Here is a 23,241-nt window from a genome sequence, read left to right as displayed (position 1 = left end):
TCAGTGGTCCTCTCCGAGATACGCCGTGCGCACCTCGGGGTTCTCGCGGATCGAGGTCGGGTCGCCGGTCGCGATCACCGTGCCGTTCACCATCACCGTGATGCGGTCGGCGATGCGGAAGACCGCGTCCATGTCGTGTTCCACCAGCAGGATCGCGTGCGTCGATTTCAAGCGCGCGAGCAGCGTGAGCATGCGGTCGGTTTCCTCGGCGCCCATGCCGGCGAGCGGCTCGTCGAGCAGCAGCACGCGCGGCTGCGTGGCCAGGCACATCGCCACTTCGAGCTGGCGTTGCGCGCCGTGGCTCATCGTGCCGGCAATGCGCAGGGCTTCGTTCGCGAGGCCCGCGGCTTCGAGCGCCGCATCGGCCGCCGCGTTGCTCGCCGCGCAGCGCTGCGAGGCCTGCCAGATCGCCCACGGCCGCGCAGTCGCGGCCTGCGCGGCGAGCCGGCAGTTCTCGTGCACGCTGAACTCCGGAAAGATCGTCGTGCGCTGGTAGCTGCGGCCCACGCCGTCGCGCGCGCGCCTGGATTGCGCGCGCTGCGTGATGTCGATGCCATCGAGCGCAATGCGGCCTTCGGAGGCCTCGATCTCGCCCGAGAGCATGTTGATGAGCGTGGACTTGCCCGCCCCGTTGGTGCCGATCACCGCATGCACTTCGCCGACATGCAGGTCGAGCGTGACGGCGTTCACCGCGGTGAGGCCGCCGAAGCGGCGCGTGAGGCATTCGACCGAAAGAAGGGCGGTGGTCGTGTTCGCGGCGGTGCTCACGATGCGGCTCCTTCGCCCTTGGGCGAGATGCGCTTGACAAGCCCGATCAGGCCCTTGGGCAGCCACGCCACGAACACGATGATCGCGAGGCCCAGCGTGAGCTGCCAGTGGTCCGCCAGCGGCCCCATCACGGCATGCGTCGAGAAGATTTCCTTCAGCAGCGTGAACGCGATCGCGCCGATCACCGCGCCGCGCAGGTGGCCGAGACCGCCGAGGATCACCATCAGCAGCACTTCGCCCGAGTTGTGCCAGGCCATGAGCTCGGGGTTGACCACGCCGTCGCGCGAGGCGAGCAGAAAGCCCGCGAGCCCCGCGAGCGCGCCCGCCAGCACGAAGGCCGCGAGCTTGTAGCCGTACACCGGAAAGCCCGCCGCGCGCATGCGCTGCTCGTTCACGCGGATGCCCGCGAGCGCCGCGCCGAAGCGCGAGCGGCGGATGAGCGCGAGGAGCCCGTAGGTGAACGCGAGCGACGCGAGCACCACGTAGAACAGCACCATGCGGTTCTCCAGGTCGAGCGCGCCGAGGGCCGGGCGCACGTACATGTAGATGCCGTCGCTGCCGCCGCCGACCTTGGTGTCGTGGAACACGAAGAAGGCCATCTGCGCGAAAGCCAGCGTCACCATGATGAAGTACACGCCGCGCGTGCGCAGGCTCAGTGCGCCGACGAACAGCGCGTAGAGCGCCGCCGCCCCCATGGCCATCGGCAGCAGCAGCGCGAAGTTGCCGCCTTCGCTGCCCGATGCGAGCACCGTCACGTACGCGCCGATGCCGTAGAACGCCGCATGGCCCAGGCTCACGAGGCCGGTCATGCCGACCAGGAGCTCCAGGCTCAGCGCGAAGATCGAGAGGATCATCACCTTCACGACGAAGTCCGAGGCGTAGTTGCCCATCAACGGGCCGGCGATGCCGATGAGCAGCGCACAGGCCACGGGCACGAGGAATGCGCCCTTCTTCATGACCGCTTCCCCATCAGCCCTTCGGGCTTCCAGATCAGCACGATCGCCATCAGGAGGTAGATGCCGATGCCGCTCAGGTCGGCGAAGAACACCTTGCCGAAGGTGTCGACGAAGCCCACCAGCAGCGAGGCCAGCAGCGCGCCGGTGATCGAGCCGATGCCGCCGATCACCACCAGCACGAAGCAGATGATGAGCACGCTCGCGCCCATGTTCGGATACACCGAGGACATCGGCGCGGCGATCATCCCGGCCAGCGCCGCGAGCGCCACGCCCGCTGCGAACACGATGCGGTAAAGGCGCTTCACGTCGATGCCCAGCCCGCGCACCATGTCGCGATTGCTCGCGCCGGCGCGGATCATCATGCCCAGTCGCGTGCGGTTCACCACCCAGTACAAGCCGACCGCGAGCACGATGCACGCGGCCGAGGCGAAGAGCCGGTACCACGGGTAGCTCATGACGTTGCCCAGCGCGAAGCTGCCGTCCAGCCATGCGGGCACCTTCACGCCGTGCACGTCGTTGCCCACGAGGATGGAGCGCAGCTCCTCGAACACCAGGATGAGCCCGTAGGTCATGAGCACCTGCTGCAGGTGGTCGCGCTGGTAGAGGTAGCTGAAGAAGGCCCATTCGAGCAGGTAGCCGAAGATGGCCGCGAGCACCACGCCGGCCACCAGCATCAGGAGGAACTGGTCGCCGAACAGCGGCGCGAGCGAGAACGCCAGGTACGCGCCGATCATGTAGAAGCTGCCGTGCGCGAGGTTGATCACGCCCATGATCCCGAAGATCAGCGTGAGGCCCGATGCCACGAGGAAGAGCAGCAGTCCGTACTGAACGGAGTTCAGGCACTGGACGAGGAAGGTTCCGAAATCCACTGGTTGATACCGGTTGGAAGCAAAGACGAAGACCCCTCACCATCCGTTCGACTGTCCGTTCGGCCTGAGCTTGTCGAAGGCTTTCGCGGCTTGTGCCCTGGCTTCGACAGGCTCAGCCCGAACGGCGGTGGTGAGGTGGTGTGGAACGAACGGTTGGGGCGTGGAGCGCGTGCGTGCGCGGTTTACATCCTGCAGCCGCGCGCCGGATCTGCGAGGCTCTTGATCGCGGTGCTGACCAGCTTGTTCTCTTTGCCATCCACCTTGCGCAGATAGATGTCCTGCACCGGGTTGTGCGACTTGCTCATCGTGAAGGTGCCGCGCGGGCTGTCGATCCTGGCCTTCTCGATGGCGGCGGTGAACTCGGCCTTCTTGCCGATGTCGCCCTTGGCGGCGGCAAGGCCCACGCCCAGCATCTGCGCCGCGTCGTAGCCCTGCACCGCATACACGTCGGGCTGCAGCTTGAATGACTTGGCGTATGCCACGCGGAATGCGTTGTCGCGCGCGGTGTTCAGGCCGTCCGCATAGTGCAGCGTGGTCAGCATGCCTTGCGCCGATTCGCCTTGCGCATCGAGCGTGCCGTCGGTCAGGAAGCCCGGGCCGTAGAGCGGAATGGTCTTGTTCAGGCCCGCGGCCTGGTAGTCCTTGACGAACTTCACCGCACCGCCGCCCGCGAAGAAGGCGTACACCGCATCGGGCTTGGCCGCGGCGATCTCGGTCAGGAGCGCCTGGAACTCGACGTTGGGGAAGGGCAGCGTGAGCTGCTTGTCGACCTTGCCACCGTTCTTCTCGAAGCCTTCCTTGAAGCCGTTGACCGACTCGTCGCCGGCCGCGTACTTCCAGGTGATGGTCATCGCCTTCTTCTTGCCCTGCTGCTTGGCCGCGACCTCGCCCATCGCGTAGGCCGGCTGCCAGTTGCTGAACGAGCTGCGGAAGATGTTGGGCGCGCACATCGGGCCGGTCACCGCGTCGGCGCCGGCGTTGGGCACGATCAGCACGGTGCCGCTTTCCTTGGCGGCCTTGGCCATGGCCATCGCGACGCCCGAGTGCACGGTGCCCACGATCACGTCGACGTTGTCGCGCTTGATGAGCTTGTTGACGTTGTCGGTCGCCTTGGCGGGGTCGGACTCGTCGTCCACCTTGAAGTATTCGATCTCGCGGCCCGAGAGCTTGCCGCCCTGTTCGTCCACGTAGAGCTTGAAGCCGTTCTCGATGGCCACGCCCAGCGCGGTGTAGGTGCCGCTGTAGGGCAGCATCAGGCCGACCTTGAGCTTGCCGGTGCCCTGGGCGCCGGCCGCCGATGCGAGGGCGGCGAAGGCGATGGCGGTGAGCGCGAGGCGCGCGAGGCGTGCGTTGGGGATGGCGGTCATGGTGTCTGTCTCCTGTTCTTGGTGATGAAAGCGGCGGTCGCGACGATGACACGATCCGGCTGATCCCGATGCGGGGAATGCCCGCATTCAGGGATTTCCACGAGTTCGCAATCGCCGTCGACGCGCGCTGCGATGCCGCGGACCTGCGCGAGCGTGCCGTACTCGTCATCGATGCCCTGGATGGCGAGCACGGGGCAGCGGATCGTGTCGAGTTCCTGTTCGATGTTCCAGTCGCGAAAGGGCGGGTGCAGCCAGATGCGGTTCCAGCCCCAGAAGGCGGAATCGGCGCTCGCGTGGTAGCGGCCGAGCTTCTTCGGCAGGTCGGTCGAGAGGTAGGCTGTGCGCGCGAGCTCGATGTTCGCGACGGTCACGTCTTCCACGAAGATGTGCGGCGCGAGCACCACGAGGCCCGCCACGCGGTCGGGGAAGCGCGAGGCGTAGAGCAGCGAGATCGAGCCGCCGTCGCTGTGGCCGAAGAGCCAGGGTTTTTCATCGCCGAGCTTCAGCGCGGCGAAGAGGGCGGGCAGCACTTCGTGCGCCTGGCGGTGCATGAAGTCGACGTCCCAGATCTCGTCGTCGCCGCGCGGCGTGGAGCGGCCGTAGCCCGGGCGCGAGAACACGAGGCCGCGGGCGTTGGCGGCTTCGCAGACCTGCGCGGGGAAATCCTTCCACATCGCGACCGAGCCGAGGCCTTCGTGGAGGAAGACGATGAGCGGCGCGCCGGTGCGCTCGGGGGCGATCCATGCGCACTCGACCTGCACGGCGCGGCCGCGCCAGTCGATGGTGGCGAAGTCGGGCGTGTGCATCGCTGTGGTCACGCCTGCTTCTCGCGCTCGCGCAAGCGAAAGCGCTGGATCTTGCCGGTAGCCGTCTTCGGCAGTTCGCTCACGAATTCGAGGAAGCGCGGGTACTTGTAGGGCGCGAGGCGCTCCTTCACGAAGGCCTTGAGCTCGTCCTCGGTCGCGGCGGCGCCGTCCTTCAGCACGACGAAGGCCTTGGTCTTGGTGAGCCCTTCGGCGTCTTCCTTGCCGATCACCGCGGCCTCGAGCACGGCGGGGTGCTGCATCAGCGTGGCCTCGACCTCGAAGGGCGAGACGTAGATGCCGCTGACCTTCAGCATGTCGTCGCTGCGGCCCGCGTAGGTGAAGTAGCCGTCGGCATCGCGCGTGTACTTGTCGCCGCTCTTGGTCCAGCCGCCCTGGAAGGTGTCGCGCGACTTCTCGCGGTTGGTCCAGTACATGAGCGCCGAGCTCGGGCCGCGGATGTAGAGGTCGCCCACTTCGCCGTCGGGCACGGGGCGGCCGTCTTCGCCGCGCAGCTCGACGTCGTAGCCTTCGACCGGCTTGCCCGTGGTGCCGTAGCGCACGTCGCCGGGGCGGTTGGAGATGAAGATGTGCAGCATCTCGGTCGAGCCGATGCCGTCGATGATCTCGCAGCCGTAGTGCGCCTTGAAGCGCTGCGCGATCTCGCCGGGCAGGGCCTCGCCGGCGGACGAGCACATGCGCAGTGCGACGGTGTCGCGTGCCGGCAGCTTCGGCGAAGCCAGCATGCCCGCGAAGCCGGTGGGCGCGCCGAAGAACACGGTCGGCTTGTGCTCCGTCCAGCGGCGGAAGGTGGCGTCGGGCGTGGGGCGCTCGGCCATCAGCACGACGGTGGCGCCGACCGTGAGCGGAAAGGTCAGCGCGTTGCCCAGGCCGTAGGCGAAGTACATCTTGGCGGCCGAGAAGCACACGTCGTCCTCGGTCAGCGCGAGCACCGGCTTGCCGTAGAGCTCGGCGGTCCACCAGAGGTTGGCGTGCGTGTGGACCGTGCCCTTGGGCTTGCCGGTGGAGCCGGAGGAATAGAGCCAGAAGCCCGGGTCGTCGGAGGCGGTGTTCGCCGGCGCGGCCAGCGGCTCGGCGTTGGCGATGGCGTCGTCGAAGGCCTGTGCGTTGGCGGGCAGCGCGCCGGTGGGCTGCGAGACGATCAGCGCCTGCAGCTCGTGCGCGCCGCGCGCCATCGCGTCCTGCAGCGTCGGCAGCAGTGCGCCCGACACCAGCGCGGCCTGTGCGCGGCTGTGATCGAGCATGTAGGCGTAGTCCTCGGGCGTGAGCAGCGTGTTGACGGCCACGGGAACGACGCCGGCGTAGAGGCAGCCGAGAAAGCTCACGGGCCAGTCGTTGTTGTCGAGCATCAGGAGCAGCACGCGCTCTTCGCGGCGCACGCCGGCGGCCTTCAGCGCGGCGGCCAGGCGGCGCGCGCGGTCTTCGAGCTGGCCATAGCTCAGCGTGCCGCGGTCGTCGATGTAGGCGGTGCGACCGGCGCGGCCGCGGTTGAGGGCGAACAGGTGTTCGGCGAAATTGAATCGTGCGGGCAGGCTCATCGTGTTGTCTCCTTGGGGCCTCACTCGGTTGCTGCTAGAGGCCGAGGGCGGCGAGCACGCCGGGGCTCGCCTGCACCGCGCTCCTGCGGTGATAGAAATCGAGCGCGCGCAGGCCGCCCAGCTCGGCGCCGCCGCCCGCGCGGCCGGGGCCGCCGTGCATCGACATCGGCATCACGTTGCCGTGGCCGGTGTGGGCTTGCGCCACCTCGGGGGTGATCACGTGGACGCGGCCGTGGCTCGGCGCGACGGCGAGCGCCGCCTGCGCGAGCGCGGCGTCGTCGCTGCCATAGAGCGAAGTGACGAGCGAGCCCTGGCCGCGGTGCGCGAGCGCGATGCCGTGCGCCAGATCGCGGTAGGGCAGCAGCGTGGCGACCGGTCCGAACACTTCCACGTCATGCACGCGCTGCGCCGCATCGGCATCGCGCGCGCCCAGCAGCACCGGGCCGATGCAGGCGGCAATGGCAGGGTCCGCGTCGATCAGCGGCTTGCTGCGGCTGTCGTGCAGCACGGTGGTCTGCGCGGCGAGGGCGTCGAGCCCGTCGCGCACCGCATTCAATTGCGCGCGGCTCACGAGCGAACCCATGCGCACGCTCTCGTTGCGCGGATTGCCGACCGTGACACCCGCGAGCTTTGCGCCGATGGCTTCGGCGGCAGCGTCGTACACCTCGGCCGGCACGAGGATGCGGCGGATGGCGGTGCACTTCTGGCCCGACTTGACCGTCATCTCGCGCACCACTTCGCGCACGAGCAGGTTGAACGCATCGCTGCCGGGCACAGCGCCGGGCAGCAGCAGGGCGCTGTTGAGACTGTCGGCCTCGATGTTCGCGCGCACCGAGCGCGCGGCCACGGCGGGGTGCGAGCGGATCACGGCCGCCGTCTCGGCCGAGCCGGTGAAGGAGACTACGTCGAACGGCTGCAGCTGGTCCATGAGGCCGGCCGAGCTGCCGCAGATGACCGAGAGCGCGCCGGCCGGCAGCCCGCCCGCATCGACCACGTCGCGCACCATGCGCTGCGTGAGCCAGGCGGTGGCCGTCGCGGGCTTCACGATCACGGGCACGCCCGAGAGCAAGGCCGGCGCGGCCTTTTCCCACAGGCCCCACGACGGGAAGTTGAAGGCGTTGATGAACAGCGCCACGCCGTGCGTCGGCACCTGCAGGTGCTGCGACTGGAACACCGGCTCCTTGCCGAGCTTGACCGCGTCGCCATCGCGCAGCGCACGCACGTCGCCGAGCGCATCGCCCCATTTGGCGTACTGGCCGAGCGTGAAGATCGCGCCGTCGATGTCGACGGCCGAGTCGTTCTTCACCGTGCCCGAATTCGCGGTGGCGATCTCGTAATAGGCATCGCGGTTCGCCTGCAGCACCTTCACGATCGCGCCGAGCAGGCCGGCGCGCTGGCGGTAGGTGAGGGCGCGCAGCGCGTTGCCGCCCTGTTCGCGCGCAAAGGAAAAGGCTTCGGGCAGGTCGAGCCCCGTGGCATCGACGCGTGTGAGCTCGGTGCCCAGCACCGGATCGACCAGCGGCGTGCCGGCGCCCGAGCCGCGCTGCCAGCGGCCGGCGACGTGGTTGGATAGGAGTTCGGTCATTGCGTGAACTTGATCTGCCCTTCGGGCAGGAGATAGAGAACGAGCGCGCGGCCTTGCGCGACGGTCGGGCGGTGCGCGGTGCCGGGTCCGTAGACGCACCAGCCGGCGGGGCGGCCGTCGAAGGTGGCACTGGCGCTTTCGTCGAGCGGCATGATCAGGTCGATCTCGCCGTTGGGGTGCGTGTGGTGCGGGCCCGCGATGTCCTGCATGTCGACCACGTCGACCGAGAAGCGGTGCAGCGCGTCTTCGGCCTTGAACACGCGGCCGTACTTGATGCCGCCGCCTTCGCGCTCGCAGAGCCACCCTTCGGCGACACCGCCGATGCAGGCCTGGCGCAACTGCTCGAAGCGCGCGCTGCCCGCGCCGTGGGTCGCGTTGAGCCACTGGTCGAGCTGGGCGTCGAGCGGCTTGCCGGCGATCTCGGCGGTCAGGCCGGCGATCAACTGGTGAAATGCTTCTTTGCCGGTGGCGGGGTTGCTGCTGTCGGACATCGTGGGGCCTCGAACTTTGGAACTACCTTGCAGGAATACCGTGTGTGCAGTATCTTGCTTGTGGCCGAACAATAAGCATCGAGACAATGGGTGTCAAGCAATATAGTGCATGTATGGTGTTTACCCTGAGCGCGCACAATCCCGGCCAAGAACGAGGAATGGCATGAACGAGCATGTAGACGCGGTGCTGGCCACCGCGCCAGAAAGCGGCAACCACGCCGCACCGGCCGGGGAGGCCAAGAACCCGCTGCTGGCCGCACTGGGCGATCGCGTGCGCAACCTGCGCGCGCAGCGCGGCCTCACGCGCAAGGCGGTGGCCATTTCGGCCGACGTGTCGGAGCGGCACCTGGCCAATCTCGAATACGGCATCGGCAACGCATCGATCCTGGTGCTGCAGCAGGTGGCCGGCGCGCTGCACTGCTCGCTGGCCGAGCTGGTCGGCGACGTGACCACCAGCTCGCCCGAGTGGCTGCTGATCCGCGAACTCCTGGAGAACCGCAGCGAAACCGACCTGCGCCGCGTGCGCGTGGCGCTCGGTGAACTGCTCGGCACAGCCTCTGTCGATCCGGCGCGGCATCGCCGCATCGCGCTCGTGGGGCTGCGCGGCGCGGGCAAGTCGACGCTCGGGCAAATGCTCGCCGACGACCTGGACGTGCCCTTCGTCGAACTGAGCCGCGAGATCGAGAAGCTCGCGGGCTGCAGCGTGCGCGAGATCCACGACCTCTACGGCACCAACGCCTACCGCCGCTACGAGCGCCGCGCGCTCGAGGAGGCCGTGCAGATCTACAGCGAAGTGGTGATCGCCACGCCGGGCGGCATCGTCTCCGACCCCGCCACCTTCAACGAGCTGCTCGCGCACTGCACCACCGTGTGGCTGCAGGCCGCGCCCGAGGAGCACATGGGCCGCGTGGCCGCGCAGGGCGACACCCGCCCGATGGCCGCCAGCAAGGAAGCGATGGAGGACCTGCGCCGCATCCTGAATGGCCGCGCCGCCTTCTATTCGAAAGCCGATCTCTCGGTGGACACCAGCGGCAAGAGCCTGGCGCAGAGCTTCCAGTCCCTGCGCGCCGCCACGCGCCAGTCGATGGGCCTGGGCGCCTGACCTGAAGTTTGAAAAAAAGCACAACAGGCATTGACTTGCCTGTTTGCATGCAGCATGATGCATGTCATCGGAACCAGAAGATGCATTATTCTTCCGGTTTGCATCTGCCCCACAGGAGACTTCCGTATGACCGACACCGCGACCCCCACTTCGCTCCAGGCGCCCACCCGCGTGGACTACCGCACGGCACCCGACCAGTACCGCCATTGGTCCCTGAGCTTCGACGGCGCCATCGCCCGCCTGGTGCTCGACATCGCGGAAGACGGCGGCATCCGCCCCGGCTACAAGCTGAAGCTCAACAGCTACGACCTGGGCGTGGACATCGAGCTGAACGACGCGCTCAACCGCGTGCGCTTCGAGCACCCCGAAGTGCGCAGCGTGATCGTCACCAGCGGCAAGGACCGCATCTTCTGCTCGGGCGCCAACATCTTCATGCTGGGCGTCTCGGGCCACGCCTGGAAGGTGAATTTCTGCAAGTTCACCAATGAAACCCGCAATGGCATCGAAGACACGTCCAGGTACTCGGGCCTGAAATTCCTCGCCGCCGTGAACGGCGCCTGCGCCGGCGGCGGCTACGAACTCGCACTGGCCTGCGACGAGATCCTGCTGGTGGACGACCGCTCCTCGGCCGTCTCGCTGCCCGAAGTGCCGCTGCTCGGCGTGCTGCCCGGCACCGGTGGCTTGACGCGCGTGACAGACAAGCGCCATGTGCGCCATGACCTGGCCGACATCTTCTGCACCAGCGTCGAAGGTGTGCGCGGCCAGCGCGCGGTCGACTGGCGGCTGGTCGATGCGGTGGCCAAGCCCGCGCAGTTCGCCGCGGCCGTGCAGGAGCGCGCCTCGCAGCTGGCCGCCGGCAGCGATCGCCCCGCGAACGGCAAGGGCGTGGCGCTCACGCGCCTGGAACGCACCGACAGCGCCGATGGCATCAGCTACTCGCATGTGGACATCCAGATCGACCGCAGCAAGCGCACCGCGACGATCACCGTGAAGGCGCCCACCGGCGCGCAGCCGGCCGACATCGCCGCCATCGGAGCCGCGGGCGCCGCCTGGTGGCCGCTCGCGATGTGCCGCGAACTCGACGACGCGATCCTCAACCTGCGCACCAACGAACTCGACGTGGGCACCTGGCTGCTCAAGACCGAAGGCGATGCCCAGGCCGTGCTCGCGTCGGACGCCGTGATGCTCGCCAACAAGGACCACTGGCTCGTGCGCGAAACCATTGGCGCGCTGCGCCGCACGCTGGCGCGCCTGGACGTGTCGTCGCGCAGCCTGTTCGCGCTGGTCGAGGCCGGCTCGTGCTTCGCCGGCACGCTGGCCGAGCTGGCCTTCGCGGCCGACCGCACCTACATGCTCGCGCTGCCCGACGACGCCGAGCGCGCACCGAAGCTCACGCTTGACGAATTCAACTTCGGCTTCTTCCCGATGGTGAACGACCAAAGCCGCCTGCAACGCCGCTTCTACGAAGAAGCCGCGCCGCTCGAAGCCGCGCGCGCAGCAGCGGGCAAGCCGCTGGAAGCCGACGAGGCCCTCAAGCTCGGCCTGGTCACCGCCGCGCCCGACGACATCGACTGGGACGACGAGATCCGCATCGCCATCGAGGAGCGCGCCGCCATGTCGCCCGATGCGCTCACCGGCCTGGAAGCCAACCTGCGCTTCGCGAGCAAGGAGAACATGGCCACCCGCATCTTCGGCCGGCTCACCGCCTGGCAGAACTGGATCTTCAACCGCCCCAACGCCGTCGGCGAAAAGGGCGCGCTGAAGGTCTACGGCACCGGCGAAAAGGCCGGCTTCGACATGAACCGCGTTTGAACCGGCAGCCCCGTACAACCCAAGGAACAACGATGAGCACGATCAACTACAGCGAGAAGATCCCCAACAACGTCAACCTCGGCGAAGACCGCACGCTGCAGCGCGCGCTCGAAGGCTGGCAGCCCAACTTCATCAACTGGTGGGACGACGTGGGCCCCGAAGGCTCGACCAACCACGACGTGTACCTGCGCACGGCGGTGAGCGTCGATCCGCAGGGCTGGGCGCAGTTCGGCCACGTGAAGATGCGCGACTACCGCTGGGGCATCTTCCTGAACCCGGGCGACGCGAACCGCGAGATCCACTTCGGCGATCACAAGGGCGAGAAGGCCTGGCAGGACGTGCCCGGCGAGCACCGCGCCAACCTGCGCCGCATCATCGTGACGCAGGGCGACACCGAGCCCGCGTCGGTCGAGCAGCAGCGCCACCTGGGCCTGACGGCCCCGTCGATGTACGACCTGCGCAACCTCTTCCAGATCAACGTGGAAGAAGGCCGCCACCTGTGGGCGATGGTCTACCTGCTGCAGAAGCACTTCGGCCGCGACGGCCGCGAAGAAGCCGACGCGCTCTTGCAGCGCACCTCGGGCGACGAGAACAACCCGCGCATCCTGGGCGCCTTCAACGAACGCACGCCCGATTGGCTCGCGTTCTTCATGTTCACCTACTTCACCGACCGCGACGGCAAGTTCCAGCTGTCGGCGCTGGCCGAGAGCGCGTTCGATCCGCTCGCGCGCACCACCAAGTTCATGCTGACCGAAGAGGCGCACCACATGTTCGTGGGCGAGAGCGGCGTCTCGCGCGTCATCGCGCGCACCGCGCAGGTGATGAACGAATTGAAGACCGACGACGCGCAGAAGATCCGCGCCGCGGGCTGCATCGACCTGGGCACGATCCAGCGCTACCTGAACTTCCACTACAGCGTGACCATCGACCTGTTCGGCGCCGACCAGTCGAGCAACGCGGCCATCTTCTACAGCTCGGGCCTGAAGGGCCGCTACGAGGAAGGCAAGCGCACCGACGACCACATCCTGAAGGGCCAGACCTACAAGGTGCTCGAGGTGAAGGACGGCCAGCTGGTGGAGAAGGACGTGCCGATGCTCAACGCGCTCAATGAAGTGCTGCGCGACGACTTCATCAAGGACTCGGTGGCCGGCGTCGGCCGCTGGAACAAGGTGCTCGAGAAGGCCGGCATCGCCACCCGCCTGGTCGTGCCGCACAAGGCCTTCAACCGCCAGATCGGCGCGCTCGCCGGCATCAAGATGTCGCCCGAGGGCCGCGTGGTGAACGAGATCGAATGGGCCGCCAAGCGCGACGAATGGCTGCCCAGTTCCGAAGACTTCGCTTTCGTGGCATCGTTGATGGGCCGCGTGGTGGAGCCGGGCAAGTTCGCAGGCTGGATTTCGCCGCCGGTGATGGGCATCAATCGCCAGCCCGTCGATTTCGAGTACGTGCGCTTCGGCTGAGCGCCTGGATATGAATCCCTCGCCCCCACGGCGAGGGGATGGAGAACAACATGGACATGGCCGTTGAAGCCGGGGTCATCAAGCAGCACCTGATCGACCCCGAGATCTGCATCCGCTGCAACACCTGCGAGGCCACCTGCCCCGTCAACGCGATCACGCACGACGACAACAACTACGTCGTGCGGGCCGACATCTGCAACGGCTGCATGGCCTGCATCTCGCCGTGCCCGACGGGCTCCATCGACAACTGGCGCACGATGCCGCTGGTGCGCGCGTACACCATCGAAGAACAGCTCACCTGGGAAGAACTGCCCGCGGAGCTGACGCCCGAAGAGCTCGAAGCCGCGAGCGTTTCCGCCGATGCGGGCGATGAAACCGCAGCACCCGCTGCAACGGCGCCGACGCAGGTCGCCGCTGTCGAGTCCGTGGAGGCCGTCTTCAATTCCGCGCAGTACGGCGCCACCGTGCCCCCGTGGTCGGCCGCGCATGCGTACACCAACCTCTTCCCGCCGAAGACGCCGACGACCGCCACGGTGGTCGGCAACTTCAACTGCACAGAGGCCGGCTTCGACAGCGAGACCCACCACATCGTGCTCGACTTCGGCGTGGTGCCGTTCCCGGTGCTCGAAGGCCAGTCGATCGGCATCGTGCCGCCGGGCGTGGATGCCATCGGCAAGCGCCACCATGCGCGCCAGTACTCGGTGGCGAGCCCGCGCAACGGCGAGCGGCCCGGCTACAACAACGTCTCGCTCACCGTCAAGCGCGTGACGGAGGACCACCAGGGCGACCCGGTGCTGGGCGTGTGCTCCAACTACGTGTGCGACCTGAAGGTGGGCGACACGGTGCAGGTGGTGGGGCCCTTCGGCGCCTCGTTCCTGATGCCGAACCACCCCAAGTCGCACATCGTGATGATCTGCACCGGCACCGGCAGCGCACCGATGCGCGCGATGACCGAATGGCGCCGGCGCCTGCGCAAGAGCGGCAAGTTCGAAGGCGGCAAGCTCATGCTGTTCTTCGGCGCGCGCACGCAGCAGGAGCTGCCGTACTTCGGCCCGCTACAGTCGCTTCCCAAGGACTTCATCGACATCAACCTCGCGTTCTCGCGCACGCCCGGAAACCCCAAGCGCTACGTGCAGGACCTGATGCGCGAGCGCGCCGCGGACCTGGCCGCGCTGCTGAAAGACGGCAGCAGCCACTTCTACGTGTGCGGCCTCAAGAGCATGGAAGAGGGCGTGGTGCTCGCGCTGCGCGACGTGGCGACGGAAGCGGGGCTCGACTGGGACACGGTCGGCGCGTCGCTCAAGCGCGAAGGCCGCCTGCACCTGGAAACCTACTGAGCTGCGGCGGATGAAGTTCGCCGACTTCCATGCGGGCCAGGTCATCGAGGCCGGGCCCTACGTGCTCACCGAAGCCGAGCTGGTGCAGTTCGCCAGGACGTACGACCCGCAGTGGTTCCACACCGACGCCGAAGCGGCTGCGGACAGCGCCTTCGGCGGCCTCATCGCGAGCGGCTGGCACACCTGCGCGATCGCGATGCGCCTCGTGGTCGAGGCGGCGCTCGAGGGTTCCGAATCGTTTGCCTCGCCGGGGCTCGAGCATGTGCGCTGGCCCAACCCCGTGCGGCCCGGCGATGCCCTGCGGCTCGTGGCCGATGTGATCGAGGTGCGGCGCTCCGAGAAGCGGCCGACGCTCGGCATCCTGCGCTGGCGCTGGCGGCTCTTCAATCAGCGTGAACTGATGGTGCTCGACGTGGACGTCACGAGCCTCTTCAGGCTCGAAGCCGCGGACTGAATCGCAAAGGAAAAAAAGCCCGCGGCGCATGAGCACCGCGGGCTTTTTCGTTTCAGCGGTTGTGCGCAGGCTTACTTGGTTACGTTGACCGCACCCGAGCCCTTGCCGCTCGCCTTCGCGCCCACGCCGGCGCCCGACGGCTTGACCGCACTGCCGGCCGAGCCGACCGCACCGGTCGCGCTGTTCAGCGTGCCGCCCACGGTGTTCGTGACGCCGCCCGCCGCGCCGGTGGCACCACCCACGGCGCCCGTTGCGCCGCCGACCACACCGCCGACTGTGTTGCCCAGGCCGCCGGTTGCGTTGCCCGCATTGCCGTTGGCGGAGGTGTTCGCGCCGGCAGCGGTGCCCGTGCTTGCGCCTGCGCTGCCTTGCGCCGGTGCGGCCTTGACCGTGCCCGACGTATTCACATCGGCATTCACGCCCACGCCGACCCCCACGCCCTGTGCCTGGGCGAAACCGCTCATGGCAAGAAGGCCTGCGAGCAAGGCGCCGACGAAGATGGATTTGTTTTGTTGTTGCTTCATGGGTGACTGTCCTTTCGTTTGAATGGTCACTGACTGACAAGAACCGGCTTCGGGGCCAGTTCGGTCGCTACCGTGACCACCTCGCACCCTGTCGCCGTGTGCGGAGCGTTCGCTCTCGCTTGTGGGACGTGTCCGTCGTCGGGAAAGTGGTGCCGTGCGTTAGGGCGCGCCGCTGCTAAAGGCTTGCAAACCTTTCACCGGGCAGGGTCAAAGCGAGTCGGCATCGACATGAAAAATCTCATGCAACTAATAATGTTGCATGAAACGAGACAGCAAGCTTTCCGGCGTTCTCCACGTGCTCCTGCACATGGCCGAGATGGACGGCCCCATCACCTCCGAGTCGCTCGCCGCGGCGATGCACACCAACCCGGTCGTGGTGCGCCGGCTCATGGCGGGCCTCAGGCAGGCCGGCTTCGTGAGTTCGGCCAAAGGCCACGGCGGCGGCTGGGTGCTGTCGTGTTCGCTCTCGCGCGTGACGCTGGCCGACATCCACAACGCCGTCGGCGCGCCCGCGCTGCTGGCCATGGGCAACCGCACCGAGAGCCCCGGCTGCATCGTCGAGCAGGCGGTGAACGCGGCGCTCGACGACGCCTTCGATGCGGCCGAGGCCCTGCTGCTCAAGCGTTTCAACAGCATCACGCTGGCCGATCTCTCGAAAGATTTTCATCGCCGCATGACAGGCGGCGGCTTCACCAGGAAGGACATTGAACATGCGCTATGACGCTCTCGTCGTGGGCGGCAGCTTTGCCGGCCTCTCCGCTGCCATGCAGCTCGCGCGCGCACGCAAGAACGTGTGCGTGGTCGACGCGGGCGCGCCGCGCAACCGCTTCGCCGCCGCCGCGCACGGCTTCTTCGGACAAGACGGCGTGCCGCCGCTGAAGATGATTGCCGATGCACGCGCCAAGCTGCTGGCCTATCCGAGCGTCACCTTCATCGAAGGCCGCGTGGCGAGCGCCGAGGCCGATGGTGCGGGCGGATTCGTCGCATCGCTCGATGGCGACCGGCAGCTCTCGGCCGGCAAGCTCCTGCTGGCGTTCGGCGTGCAGGACGGTTTTCCGGACGGCATCGCCGGCGTGCGCGAGCGCTGGGGCACGAGCGTGCTGCACTGCCCGTACTGCCACGGCTATGAATTCAGCGGCCGCAGGCTCGGCGTCCTGGTCGAAGCGCCGCACCCGCCGGAGCACGCGATGCTGATCGCCGAATGGGGCCCGACCACGCTCTTCCTGAACGGGAACAACACGGTGGACGACGAGGTGCGGGGCAAGCTGCAGGCGCGCGGCGTCGCGATCGAGCCGGGCCGCATCGCGGCGCTGGAGGGGCCGGCGAAGGACCTGTCGGGCGTTCGCCTCGAGGACGGCCGCATCGTGCCGTTGGAGGCGTTGTTCATGGTCCCGCGCACGCGCCCCGGCAGCCCCCTCGCGGAGCAACTGGGGTGCGCGTTCGATGAGGGCCACGCCGGCCCCGTGATCCGAATCGATGCGATGAAGATGACCACCGTGCCCGGCGTGTTCGCCGCAGGCGATGCGGCCATGCAGATGCACAACGCCACGCTGGCCTCTGCCGAGGGTGTGATGGCCGGCGTATCGCTGCACCGCGCCATGCTGTTGGACGCTTGACCCCACTTTTTTCTCGGGCTCGGAAAAAACGGGCTCCGAGCCCTCTATAATTCGACCCTCGAAATGCGGGAATAGCTCAGTTGGTAGAGCGCAACCTTGCCAAGGTTGAGGTCGAGAGTTCGAGACTCTTTTCCCGCTCCACATTTCATGCAAAAGGCCACCTCACCGGTGGCCTTTTCTTTGGGCGTCGCGTATTCAGCGCTTCGCCGGCAGCACAGTTCCACGGCTCTCACCGAACCCGATGCGCGCATGCCCCGGCTTCTCGCACCAGCCGCGCAGCAGCACCGCGTCGCCGTCTTCCAGGAACCCGCGCTGCTCGCCGTTGGCCAGCGCCACGGGGCTCTGCCCCGCGCGCGTGAGTTCGATGATCGCGCCGGCCTCGCCCGGCCCGGGGCCCGAGATCGTGCCGCTGCCGAACAGGTCGCCCGCATTCAGCTGGCAGCCGCCCATCGTGTGGTGCGCCACCATCTGCGCCACGCTCCAGTACTGGTGTTTGAAGCTCGTGCGCGACAGGCGTGACGGGCCGCTCTGGTCCGCGCGCGCCTTATCGCTTTCGAGCCACACCTCCAGGCTGATGTCGATCGCGCCGCTGTCGCGGTTCGCACGGCTCTCCAGGTAGTCGAGCGGCTGCGGGTCGTCGGCAGGCCGCGTCCAGGCCTGGCGGTAGGGCGCGAGCGCCTCCATCGTCACGATCCAGGGCGAGATGGTGGTCGCGAAGTTCTTCGCGAGGAAGGGGCCGAGCGGCGCCATCTCCCAGAACTGGATGTCGCGCGCCGACCAGTCGTTGAGCAGGCAGATGCCGAAGATGTGCTCTTCCGCGCGCTCGAGCGGAATCGGCTCGCCGGCCGCGTTGCCTTCGCCGATCCACACACCGAGTTCGAGCTCGTAGTCCAGCCGCGCGCACGCGTGGTATGTGGGCGCCTTCGCGCCGGGCGCCAGCGTCTGCCCCATCGGCCGGTGGAAGCGCTGCCCGCTCACGCCGATGGTCGAGACGCGCCCGTGGTAGGCCGTCGGAATCCAGCGGAAGTTCGGCGTCACGTCGCCCTCGGGATTGAACAGGCGCGTGATGTTCAGCGCATGGTCGATCGATGTGTAGAAGTCGGTGTAGTCGCCGATGCGCGCGGGCACGGTGTACTCGATCTCGGACTGCGGCACGAGGCACTTGCGCACGTCGTCCACGGTCGAGGCCGGCGCATCGCTTCGCAACAGCGAGAAGACCAGATGGCGCAACGCCCGCCAGGCGCTGGGACCCATCGCGAAGAAGTCGTTCAGCGCGGGCAGCGCGGCCACCCGCGCCGCATCGAGCGCGAGCCCGTCGGCATGCTGGCCGGCTGCCAGCGCCGCGAGGTCGAGCACCTGGTCGCCGATGGCCACGCCGCCGCGAAACGGCTCGGGGCTGCCGATGCGGCGGAACTCCGCAAACGGCAGGTTCTGTATCGGGAAGTCGGTGCCCGCGGCGTTCGCGCTTTCGACCCAGCTGCGGGCGTCGACATCGTGCGTGTGGTTGAGTTCGGTCATGGCCGTGGTTTTCTTTCGTTCAGACCGACGCCATCAATGCATCGTCGAAGATCGCGACCGCGCGCGTCCAGCCCGCCGAGGCGCCGCGGATCTTGTGCGGAAAGCAGCTGATGAAGAAGCCCGTCGGCGGCAGCACCTCCAGGTTGTGCAGCTTCTCGATGTGGCAGTAGCCGATGTCGCGGCCGGCCTTGTGGCCTTCCCAGATCAGCGATGCGTCGTGCGTCTCGCCGTACTTCTTCGCGGTGTGCACGAAGGGCGCGTCCCAGCTCCACGCGTCGGTGCCCGTGAGGCGCACGCCGCGTTCCAGCAGATACATCGTCGCTTCGTAGCCCATGCCCGCACCGGCCGAGACGTAGTCGTTGTTGCCATAGCGCTTGCCCGCGCGCGTGTTGATCACCACGATCTCCAGCGGACTCAGCGTGTGGCCGATGCGCTTGAGCTCGGCCTCCACGTCGGCGGCCGTGACCACGTAGCCGTCGGCGAAGTGGCGAAAGTCCAGCTTCACGCCCGGCTGGAAGCACCACTCCAGCGGCACGTCGTGAATGGCGATGGCGGGCTTCTTCTCGCCGAGGGCCTTGTCCATGGTCGAGTGGAAGTGGTAGGGCGCATCCAGGTGCGTGCCGTTGTGCGTGGACAGCTGCACCAGTTCCACGGCCCAGCCCTCGCCGTCGGGGAGGTCCTCTTTCTTCAAACCGGGAAAGAAGGGCTCGATCTGCTCGTAGGTCTGCTCGTGCGTGAAGTACTGGATCTTCGGCGCGAAGGCGGGCGGATCGGAGAGCACATCGTTCTCCAGGAAGATCGAGAGATCGACGAATTTGCGTGGCATGGGCGGGGCTCCTTGTGGGGGGTGTTGGTGTTGGGCGTGAAGGAATCGATCGGTCAGGGTTGCTGCCAGCGCAGCAGGCGCTTCTCGGCAAAGGCCAGCAGCGCATTGCTCGCGAAGCCGATGAGCCCGAGCAGCACGATGCCGGCGAAGAGGTCGCTCGCGCGGAAGGCACGCGCGGCCAGCAGAATGGCCTGGCCCAGGCCGCTTTGCGAGGCGATCATTTCGCCCACCACCGCGACGATGAGCGCGATGGTCAGCGCGAGCCGCATGCCGGCCAGGATGTCGGGCATCGCATTGGGCAGGCCCATCTTCCAGATATACGCCGCGCGCGACATCTGCAGGCAGCGCGCCACTTCCGCCAGACGCGGCTCCACGGCCGCGAAGCCATGCACCGTGGCCAGCAGCACCGGCCACATCGCGCCGAACGCGACCACGAAGAGCACCATGCCGGGGTTGAGCCCGAAGATCGAAATCGCGAGCGGCAGCAACGCCGATGCGGGCAGCGGGCGGATGAATTCGAGCGTCGGCTGCACCCACGCGCGCACCGCGGGCGACACGCCGATGGCCGCGCCCAGCACCACGCCGAAGAGCGAGGCCAGCAGCCAGCCTTGGACCATGCGGCCAACCGTCGCCTGCGTGAAGGCGAGCAGTTCGCCATTGCCCGTGTTTCCAGCACCACCGGAGAGATTCAGCCCTTCGAGCAGGCTCGCGAAGGTGGCCTGCGGCGTCGGCAGGAACACGCGGCTCACCCAGCCCGCGTTGCTCGCGACCCACCAGAGCGCGACCAGCGCGCACAGCACGCCCAGCGAGCCGAGCCATTTCAGGCCCGAGGGCGCGCGGTCGTTGCCGTTCATGGCGCGACCCCCATGCGCCGCGCGACCGTGCGCTGCAGCAGCACCATGCCCGCGTTGACCGCGAAGCCCACGACGCCGATCCAGCCGAGCCACGCGAGCATCAGCGCGGGGTCCAGGCTCTGCTGCGCGATCATCATCGCGTAGCCCATGCCGTTGGGGTTGGCGGCGATCTCCACCGTCACGGCCACCACCAGCGCCACCGCCACGCCCAGGCGCAGCGCGACGAACAGGCGCGGCACGATGGCCGGCAGCACGATCTTGAACGCACGCTCGCGCGCCGAAAGGCCGAGCACGCGGCTCACTTCGAGCAGGCGCGGCTCGATCTGCTGCACCGCCGACTGCACCAGCACCAGCAGCGGCCAGAAGGTGGCGAAGGCGACGATGGCCAGTTCCATGCGCACGCCGAAACCAAAGGCCAGCATCGCGAGCGGAATCAGCGCGACCGAAGGCACAGGCCGCAGCACTTCGATGGAGAGCGAGCCCAGCTGCGCCGCACGGCGCGAGAGCCCGAGCACCAGGCCCAGCACGATGCCGAGCACCGCGCCGATCAGCAAGCCGAGCGCCGCGGTGCCGAGCGTGAAGCCCGTGGCCTGCCAGAGCGAGCCATCGAGCGCCGCGCCGACGAAGGCCCTGGCCGCCGCGCTGGGCGGCGCGAGCGCATCGCTCCCCAGTGCCGCCGCGCGCCGCGCGTACCACTCGAAGGCGCCGACCAGCAGCGCGGGAAACACCCACGGCCGCAGCCAGCGAAAGACGCGGCCTTCAGTCATGGCCCTGCTCGATGAAAGCGAACAGCTCACGCCGCAACTGCAGGTAGTCCGGATGCTCCTTGGTCGTGAGCTGGTCGCGCGGCCGCGGGATCTTCACGTCGATCATCCGCGCGAGGCTCGGCCGGCCGGGCCCGGGGTTGGCCTGCAGCGCGATCACGCGGTCGCCCAGGTAGATGGCTTCTTCGAGGTCGTGCGTCACGAACAGCACCGTGAGCCCGTCGTCGCGCACCAGCCGCGCGAGCTCGTCCTGCAGGCTCTGGCGCGTGAGCGCATCGAGCGCGCCGAAGGGCTCGTCCATCATCATCAGCTCGGGCTTCTGCGCGAGGCAGCGCGCAATCTGCGCGCGCTGCTGCATGCCGCCCGAAAGCTGCACCGGAAACTTCTGCGCGTGCTTCGCGAGGCCGACCTTGCCGAGCACGTCGGCGATGCGCGGCGCGCGTTCGGCGGCGGGCACGCCGGCCGCCTCGAGCGCGAGGCTCACGTTGCCTTCCACGGTGCGCCAGGGCAGCAGCGCGCGGCCGTAGTCCTGGAACACGAAGGCCACTTCGCGCGACGGCGCGGTCATCTTCACGCCGTTGCGCCGCACCTCGCCGGCGCTCGCGGTGACGAGGCCGCTGGCCGCGCGCAGCAGCGTCGTCTTGCCGCAGCCGCTCGGGCCGACGATGCAGACGAATTCGCCGCGCGCCACGTCGAACGAAGTGGGCGAAAGAATCTCGCGGCCGCCCAGGCAGATGGTGACGCCGTCGAAGCGCAGGAAGGGCGTGGCAGGCATCGTGGAACTGGCCGGCGAACGCGCGGCGCTCACGGAAAGCGCGGCGCGCGCGGTGATCGGGGCAGGGGAGGAAATCACTTGGCGATCAGCTTCGCAACGTCGATGTTGGTCTTGAGCATGTCCTGCTCCTTCATGAGCCCGGTCCAGTAACCGAGCTGCTTGTCGGTGACCACCGGCCCGGGCGGCGAGACCTGCACCTTGGCCAGCACCTCGGGCGGCAGCTTGATGTACTTGCCGATGGCCGCGCGCACCCTCGCGTCGTTCTTGGCCTGCTGCATGAAGCCGCCGGACTCGACCAGCGCCTCGCGGAACGCGCGTGCCGTCGCGGGGTTCTTCGCGACCCACTCGCGCTTGGCCGCATGCACGATGGTCTGGTTGTTCTCGGGCAGGAAGGTCGAGTAGTAGGAGGCGACGTAGCCCGCGCCGCTCTCGGTGATGCGGCTCATGAACGGATCGGCCGACACCACCGCATCCACCGAGCCGCCGCGCAGCAGGTCGGCATGCTGCGGGAACGAGGCCTCCACGAAGTTGACCTTGCGGTAGTCCACGCCGCTGTCTTTCAGCCACGCTCGGAAGGTCACGTGCAGGAAGGCGCCCAGGCCCGGCACGCCGATCTTCTTGCCCACGCAGTCCTGCGCGCTCTTGATGCCCGAGCCCGCGCGCGCCACCAGGCCGAAGCCGGTGATGGTCTTGGAGGTGAGGCCGCCGCCGGCCACCAGCACGAGATCGAGCCCACCATCCACCGCCTGCAGGAACACCGAGGGCGTGGGGCCGCCGATCTGCAGCGAATCGGACTGCAGCGCGGCGGGAATCGTAGAGTTGAGCGGAATGAACTTGAGCTCGACATCGAGCCCGCGCTTCTTGAAATAGCCCTCTTCGGCCGCCACGAAGACGGAGGCGAAGTCGGTCACGGCGGTGTAGCCGAACACGATCTTCGGATGGGGCTGCTGCGCGCGCGAAGGCAGCGCGGCGGCGGCCGATGCGGCCGCGAGCACCGACAGCAGGGTGCGTCGTTTCATCATGTCTTCTGTCTCCGGGTGGGGGTTTTTTGTTGTGCGCGCGGGAGCTTGGTCTTGGATTTGGTCTTGGGCAGCGCGGCGCGCAGGCCGCCGACGATGAAGTTCACCAGCATCGGCGCCACGGCCGGGTCGGCGCGCTTGTTCTCGCCGCGCGAGAGCCGTTCGATGCGGCTGTCATTCAGGTGGTGCAACAGTGCGCCGAGCGCGAACTGGTAGCCCCATGCGACCTGGGCGCGCGTGGCATGCGGCAGCGCGAGGTGCAGTGCGTCGATGTAGGCGGTGGCCAGCGGATCGAAGTAGCCGCGCAGCACGCGGTCGGCTTCCTCGGTCGCGTGGTAGAGCTCGCGCGCCACCAGCAGCGCGTAGTACTCGCCCTCGGCGCTCGCGCGCAAGGCGAGCACGGGCGCGGTGAAGGCGTCGATGATGCGCGGCAGCGTGTGCGCGTCGTCGGGGTCGTTGTTCACTTGCGCCAGGCCCGCGAGCCGCTCCTCGATGGTGTGGCTCCAGTGCTCGAAGATGGCGTGGAAGAGCTCGTGCTTCGGCCCGAAGTAATAGCCCACCAGCGCGAGCGGCACGCCGGCCTCCTCGGCGATCTGCCGGATCGTCACCGCGTGGTAGCCGTGCTGCGCGAAGAGCTTCTCGGCGGCCAGCAGGATGGCCTGGCGGCGGTCGGGCCGGGCGGCTTCGGCGGTGATGGTGGTGATGGCCGCGGCCCGGGGAGGGCTGCGCCGGGCGGTCGGGGTGCGGGTGCTCATGGGGGCGTATTGAACGCCTGTACAAAA

General features: G+C 68.1%; 23 protein-coding genes and 1 tRNA gene. 8 read left to right on the top strand and 16 right to left on the bottom strand.

The features are described from left to right. From ACZYRS_RS00730 to ACZYRS_RS00695, 8 genes are all read right to left on the bottom strand, one after another. Positions 1 to 768: an ABC transporter ATP-binding protein gene (locus ACZYRS_RS00730; protein WP_463417753.1), complete on the bottom strand. Its 768-nt coding sequence runs from the start codon at positions 766 to 768 to the stop codon at positions 1 to 3. Continuing rightward, positions 765 to 1,724 carry a branched-chain amino acid ABC transporter permease gene (locus ACZYRS_RS00725; protein ID WP_463417752.1) on the bottom strand — a complete coding sequence of 320 codons (960 nt, stop codon included), beginning with the start codon at positions 1,722 to 1,724 and terminating at the stop codon, positions 765 to 767. The genes ACZYRS_RS00730 and ACZYRS_RS00725 overlap by 4 nt, the downstream gene beginning before the upstream one ends. Next, positions 1,721 to 2,593: a branched-chain amino acid ABC transporter permease gene (locus ACZYRS_RS00720; RefSeq protein ID WP_198785550.1), complete on the bottom strand. Its 873-nt coding sequence runs from the start codon at positions 2,591 to 2,593 to the stop codon at positions 1,721 to 1,723. The genes ACZYRS_RS00725 and ACZYRS_RS00720 overlap by 4 nt, the downstream gene beginning before the upstream one ends. A 182-nt stretch (positions 2,594 to 2,775) precedes the next feature. Next, the gene (locus ACZYRS_RS00715; RefSeq protein WP_463417751.1) at positions 2,776 to 3,960 is read right to left on the bottom strand and encodes an ABC transporter substrate-binding protein; all 1,185 of its coding nucleotides are present in this window, start codon (positions 3,958 to 3,960) and stop codon (positions 2,776 to 2,778) included. Beyond that, positions 3,957 to 4,766 (bottom strand): alpha/beta fold hydrolase, encoded by an 810-nt coding sequence (locus tag ACZYRS_RS00710; protein WP_463422433.1) that lies wholly within the window; start codon positions 4,764 to 4,766, stop codon positions 3,957 to 3,959. The genes ACZYRS_RS00715 and ACZYRS_RS00710 overlap by 4 nt, the downstream gene beginning before the upstream one ends. A gap of 8 nt (positions 4,767 to 4,774) precedes the next feature. After that, positions 4,775 to 6,322 (bottom strand): benzoate-CoA ligase family protein, encoded by a 1,548-nt coding sequence (locus ACZYRS_RS00705; protein ID WP_463417750.1) that lies wholly within the window; start codon positions 6,320 to 6,322, stop codon positions 4,775 to 4,777. 34 nt (positions 6,323 to 6,356) lie between these two features. Further along, positions 6,357 to 7,907, bottom strand: a complete 1,551-nt coding sequence (locus ACZYRS_RS00700; protein WP_463417749.1) for a 3,4-dehydroadipyl-CoA semialdehyde dehydrogenase — start codon at positions 7,905 to 7,907, stop codon at positions 6,357 to 6,359. Next, positions 7,904 to 8,398 (bottom strand): DUF4863 family protein, encoded by a 495-nt coding sequence (locus tag ACZYRS_RS00695; protein ID WP_463417748.1) that lies wholly within the window; start codon positions 8,396 to 8,398, stop codon positions 7,904 to 7,906. Before ACZYRS_RS00695 ends, ACZYRS_RS00700 begins: the two co-directional genes overlap by 4 nt. 163 nt (positions 8,399 to 8,561) lie before the next feature. On the opposite strand from ACZYRS_RS00695, the gene ACZYRS_RS00690 reads away from it, so the two are divergent. From ACZYRS_RS00690 to ACZYRS_RS00670, 5 genes are all read left to right on the top strand, one after another. Then, positions 8,562 to 9,500, top strand: coding sequence for a helix-turn-helix transcriptional regulator (locus ACZYRS_RS00690; protein WP_463417747.1), 939 nt, complete (start codon positions 8,562 to 8,564; stop codon positions 9,498 to 9,500). A gap of 126 nt (positions 9,501 to 9,626) precedes the next feature. Next, positions 9,627 to 11,312, top strand: a complete 1,686-nt coding sequence (boxC, locus tag ACZYRS_RS00685; RefSeq protein ID WP_463417746.1) for a 2,3-epoxybenzoyl-CoA dihydrolase — start codon at positions 9,627 to 9,629, stop codon at positions 11,310 to 11,312. Between the two features lie 32 nt (positions 11,313 to 11,344). Continuing rightward, the gene (boxB, locus tag ACZYRS_RS00680; protein WP_198785557.1) at positions 11,345 to 12,772 is read left to right on the top strand and encodes a benzoyl-CoA 2,3-epoxidase subunit BoxB; all 1,428 of its coding nucleotides are present in this window, start codon (positions 11,345 to 11,347) and stop codon (positions 12,770 to 12,772) included. A gap of 50 nt (positions 12,773 to 12,822) precedes the next feature. After that, a complete protein-coding gene (boxA, locus tag ACZYRS_RS00675; protein WP_463417745.1) occupies positions 12,823 to 14,109 on the top strand; it encodes a benzoyl-CoA 2,3-epoxidase subunit BoxA in 1,287 nt (428 codons plus the stop codon). A gap of 10 nt (positions 14,110 to 14,119) precedes the next feature. Next, positions 14,120 to 14,563, top strand: a complete 444-nt coding sequence (locus ACZYRS_RS00670) for a MaoC family dehydratase (RefSeq protein ID WP_463417744.1) — start codon at positions 14,120 to 14,122, stop codon at positions 14,561 to 14,563. Positions 14,564 to 14,634: 71 nt separating this feature from the next. Here the strand turns inward: ACZYRS_RS00670 and ACZYRS_RS00665 are convergent, their stop codons facing one another. After that, positions 14,635 to 15,087: an adhesin gene (locus tag ACZYRS_RS00665; protein WP_463417743.1), complete on the bottom strand. Its 453-nt coding sequence runs from the start codon at positions 15,085 to 15,087 to the stop codon at positions 14,635 to 14,637. A 259-nt stretch (positions 15,088 to 15,346) separates the two neighbouring features. On the opposite strand from ACZYRS_RS00665, the gene ACZYRS_RS00660 reads away from it, so the two are divergent. The 3 genes from ACZYRS_RS00660 to ACZYRS_RS00650 all read left to right on the top strand — a co-directional run bounded on the left by ACZYRS_RS00660 (position 15,347) and on the right by ACZYRS_RS00650 (position 16,844). After that, on the top strand, positions 15,347 to 15,808 hold the full coding sequence (locus ACZYRS_RS00660) for an Rrf2 family transcriptional regulator (protein ID WP_463417742.1): 462 nt from the start codon (positions 15,347 to 15,349) through the stop codon (positions 15,806 to 15,808). Beyond that, positions 15,798 to 16,703, top strand: a complete 906-nt coding sequence (locus tag ACZYRS_RS00655; RefSeq protein ID WP_463417741.1) for an NAD(P)/FAD-dependent oxidoreductase — start codon at positions 15,798 to 15,800, stop codon at positions 16,701 to 16,703. Before ACZYRS_RS00660 ends, ACZYRS_RS00655 begins: the two co-directional genes overlap by 11 nt. 65 nt (positions 16,704 to 16,768) lie before the next feature. Continuing rightward, positions 16,769 to 16,844, top strand: a tRNA-Gly gene (locus tag ACZYRS_RS00650). Positions 16,845 to 16,898: 54 nt separating this feature from the next. Here ACZYRS_RS00650 and fahA read toward each other — a convergent pair. From fahA to ACZYRS_RS00615, 7 genes are read right to left on the bottom strand one after another with little or no spacing between them, the layout of a single operon-like run. Further along, complete coding sequence (gene fahA / locus ACZYRS_RS00645) at positions 16,899 to 18,221, bottom strand: fumarylacetoacetase (RefSeq protein ID WP_463417740.1); 1,323 nt, start codon at positions 18,219 to 18,221, stop codon at positions 16,899 to 16,901. A 19-nt stretch (positions 18,222 to 18,240) separates the two neighbouring features. Next, the gene (locus ACZYRS_RS00640) at positions 18,241 to 19,047 is read right to left on the bottom strand and encodes a cyclase family protein (protein WP_463417739.1); all 807 of its coding nucleotides are present in this window, start codon (positions 19,045 to 19,047) and stop codon (positions 18,241 to 18,243) included. Between the two features lie 53 nt (positions 19,048 to 19,100). Next, the gene (locus ACZYRS_RS00635) at positions 19,101 to 19,901 is read right to left on the bottom strand and encodes an ABC transporter permease (RefSeq protein ID WP_463417738.1); all 801 of its coding nucleotides are present in this window, start codon (positions 19,899 to 19,901) and stop codon (positions 19,101 to 19,103) included. Continuing rightward, positions 19,898 to 20,668, bottom strand: coding sequence for an ABC transporter permease (locus tag ACZYRS_RS00630; RefSeq protein WP_463417737.1), 771 nt, complete (start codon positions 20,666 to 20,668; stop codon positions 19,898 to 19,900). Before ACZYRS_RS00630 ends, ACZYRS_RS00635 begins: the two co-directional genes overlap by 4 nt. Next, positions 20,661 to 21,518 (bottom strand): ABC transporter ATP-binding protein, encoded by an 858-nt coding sequence (locus ACZYRS_RS00625; RefSeq protein WP_463417736.1) that lies wholly within the window; start codon positions 21,516 to 21,518, stop codon positions 20,661 to 20,663. Before ACZYRS_RS00625 ends, ACZYRS_RS00630 begins: the two co-directional genes overlap by 8 nt. Continuing rightward, positions 21,515 to 22,462 (bottom strand): ABC transporter substrate-binding protein, encoded by a 948-nt coding sequence (locus tag ACZYRS_RS00620; protein ID WP_463417735.1) that lies wholly within the window; start codon positions 22,460 to 22,462, stop codon positions 21,515 to 21,517. The genes ACZYRS_RS00625 and ACZYRS_RS00620 overlap by 4 nt, the downstream gene beginning before the upstream one ends. Continuing rightward, on the bottom strand, positions 22,459 to 23,214 hold the full coding sequence (locus ACZYRS_RS00615) for a TetR family transcriptional regulator (RefSeq protein ID WP_463417734.1): 756 nt from the start codon (positions 23,212 to 23,214) through the stop codon (positions 22,459 to 22,461). The genes ACZYRS_RS00620 and ACZYRS_RS00615 overlap by 4 nt, the downstream gene beginning before the upstream one ends. Positions 23,215 to 23,241: the final 27 nt, after the last annotated feature.

Source organism: Variovorax sp. AC194, assembly GCF_979257995.1.
Note: the sequence above shows the minus strand (reverse complement) of the source record. Positions and strands in the feature narration are given on the sequence as shown.

Coding starts and splice junctions, on each gene's coding strand:
- ACZYRS_RS00725 (WP_463417752.1), bottom strand. CDS start 1,724: ATGAAGAAGGGCGCATTCCTCGTGCCCGTGGCCTGTGCGCTGCTCATC.
- ACZYRS_RS00715 (WP_463417751.1), bottom strand. CDS start 3,960: ATGACCGCCATCCCCAACGCACGCCTCGCGCGCCTCGCGCTCACCGCC.
- ACZYRS_RS00710 (WP_463422433.1), bottom strand. CDS start 4,766: ATGCACACGCCCGACTTCGCCACCATCGACTGGCGCGGCCGCGCCGTG.
- ACZYRS_RS00705 (WP_463417750.1), bottom strand. CDS start 6,322: ATGAGCCTGCCCGCACGATTCAATTTCGCCGAACACCTGTTCGCCCTC.
- ACZYRS_RS00700 (WP_463417749.1), bottom strand. CDS start 7,907: ATGACCGAACTCCTATCCAACCACGTCGCCGGCCGCTGGCAGCGCGGC.
- ACZYRS_RS00695 (WP_463417748.1), bottom strand. CDS start 8,398: ATGTCCGACAGCAGCAACCCCGCCACCGGCAAAGAAGCATTTCACCAG.
- ACZYRS_RS00690 (WP_463417747.1), top strand. CDS start 8,562: ATGAACGAGCATGTAGACGCGGTGCTGGCCACCGCGCCAGAAAGCGGC.
- boxC (WP_463417746.1), top strand. CDS start 9,627: ATGACCGACACCGCGACCCCCACTTCGCTCCAGGCGCCCACCCGCGTG.
- boxB (WP_198785557.1), top strand. CDS start 11,345: ATGAGCACGATCAACTACAGCGAGAAGATCCCCAACAACGTCAACCTC.
- boxA (WP_463417745.1), top strand. CDS start 12,823: ATGGACATGGCCGTTGAAGCCGGGGTCATCAAGCAGCACCTGATCGAC.
- ACZYRS_RS00670 (WP_463417744.1), top strand. CDS start 14,120: ATGAAGTTCGCCGACTTCCATGCGGGCCAGGTCATCGAGGCCGGGCCC.
- ACZYRS_RS00665 (WP_463417743.1), bottom strand. CDS start 15,087: ATGAAGCAACAACAAAACAAATCCATCTTCGTCGGCGCCTTGCTCGCA.
- ACZYRS_RS00660 (WP_463417742.1), top strand. CDS start 15,347: ATGAAACGAGACAGCAAGCTTTCCGGCGTTCTCCACGTGCTCCTGCAC.
- ACZYRS_RS00655 (WP_463417741.1), top strand. CDS start 15,798: ATGCGCTATGACGCTCTCGTCGTGGGCGGCAGCTTTGCCGGCCTCTCC.
- fahA (WP_463417740.1), bottom strand. CDS start 18,221: ATGACCGAACTCAACCACACGCACGATGTCGACGCCCGCAGCTGGGTC.
- ACZYRS_RS00640 (WP_463417739.1), bottom strand. CDS start 19,047: ATGCCACGCAAATTCGTCGATCTCTCGATCTTCCTGGAGAACGATGTG.
- ACZYRS_RS00635 (WP_463417738.1), bottom strand. CDS start 19,901: ATGAACGGCAACGACCGCGCGCCCTCGGGCCTGAAATGGCTCGGCTCG.
- ACZYRS_RS00630 (WP_463417737.1), bottom strand. CDS start 20,668: ATGACTGAAGGCCGCGTCTTTCGCTGGCTGCGGCCGTGGGTGTTTCCC.
- ACZYRS_RS00620 (WP_463417735.1), bottom strand. CDS start 22,462: ATGATGAAACGACGCACCCTGCTGTCGGTGCTCGCGGCCGCATCGGCC.
- ACZYRS_RS00615 (WP_463417734.1), bottom strand. CDS start 23,214: ATGAGCACCCGCACCCCGACCGCCCGGCGCAGCCCTCCCCGGGCCGCG.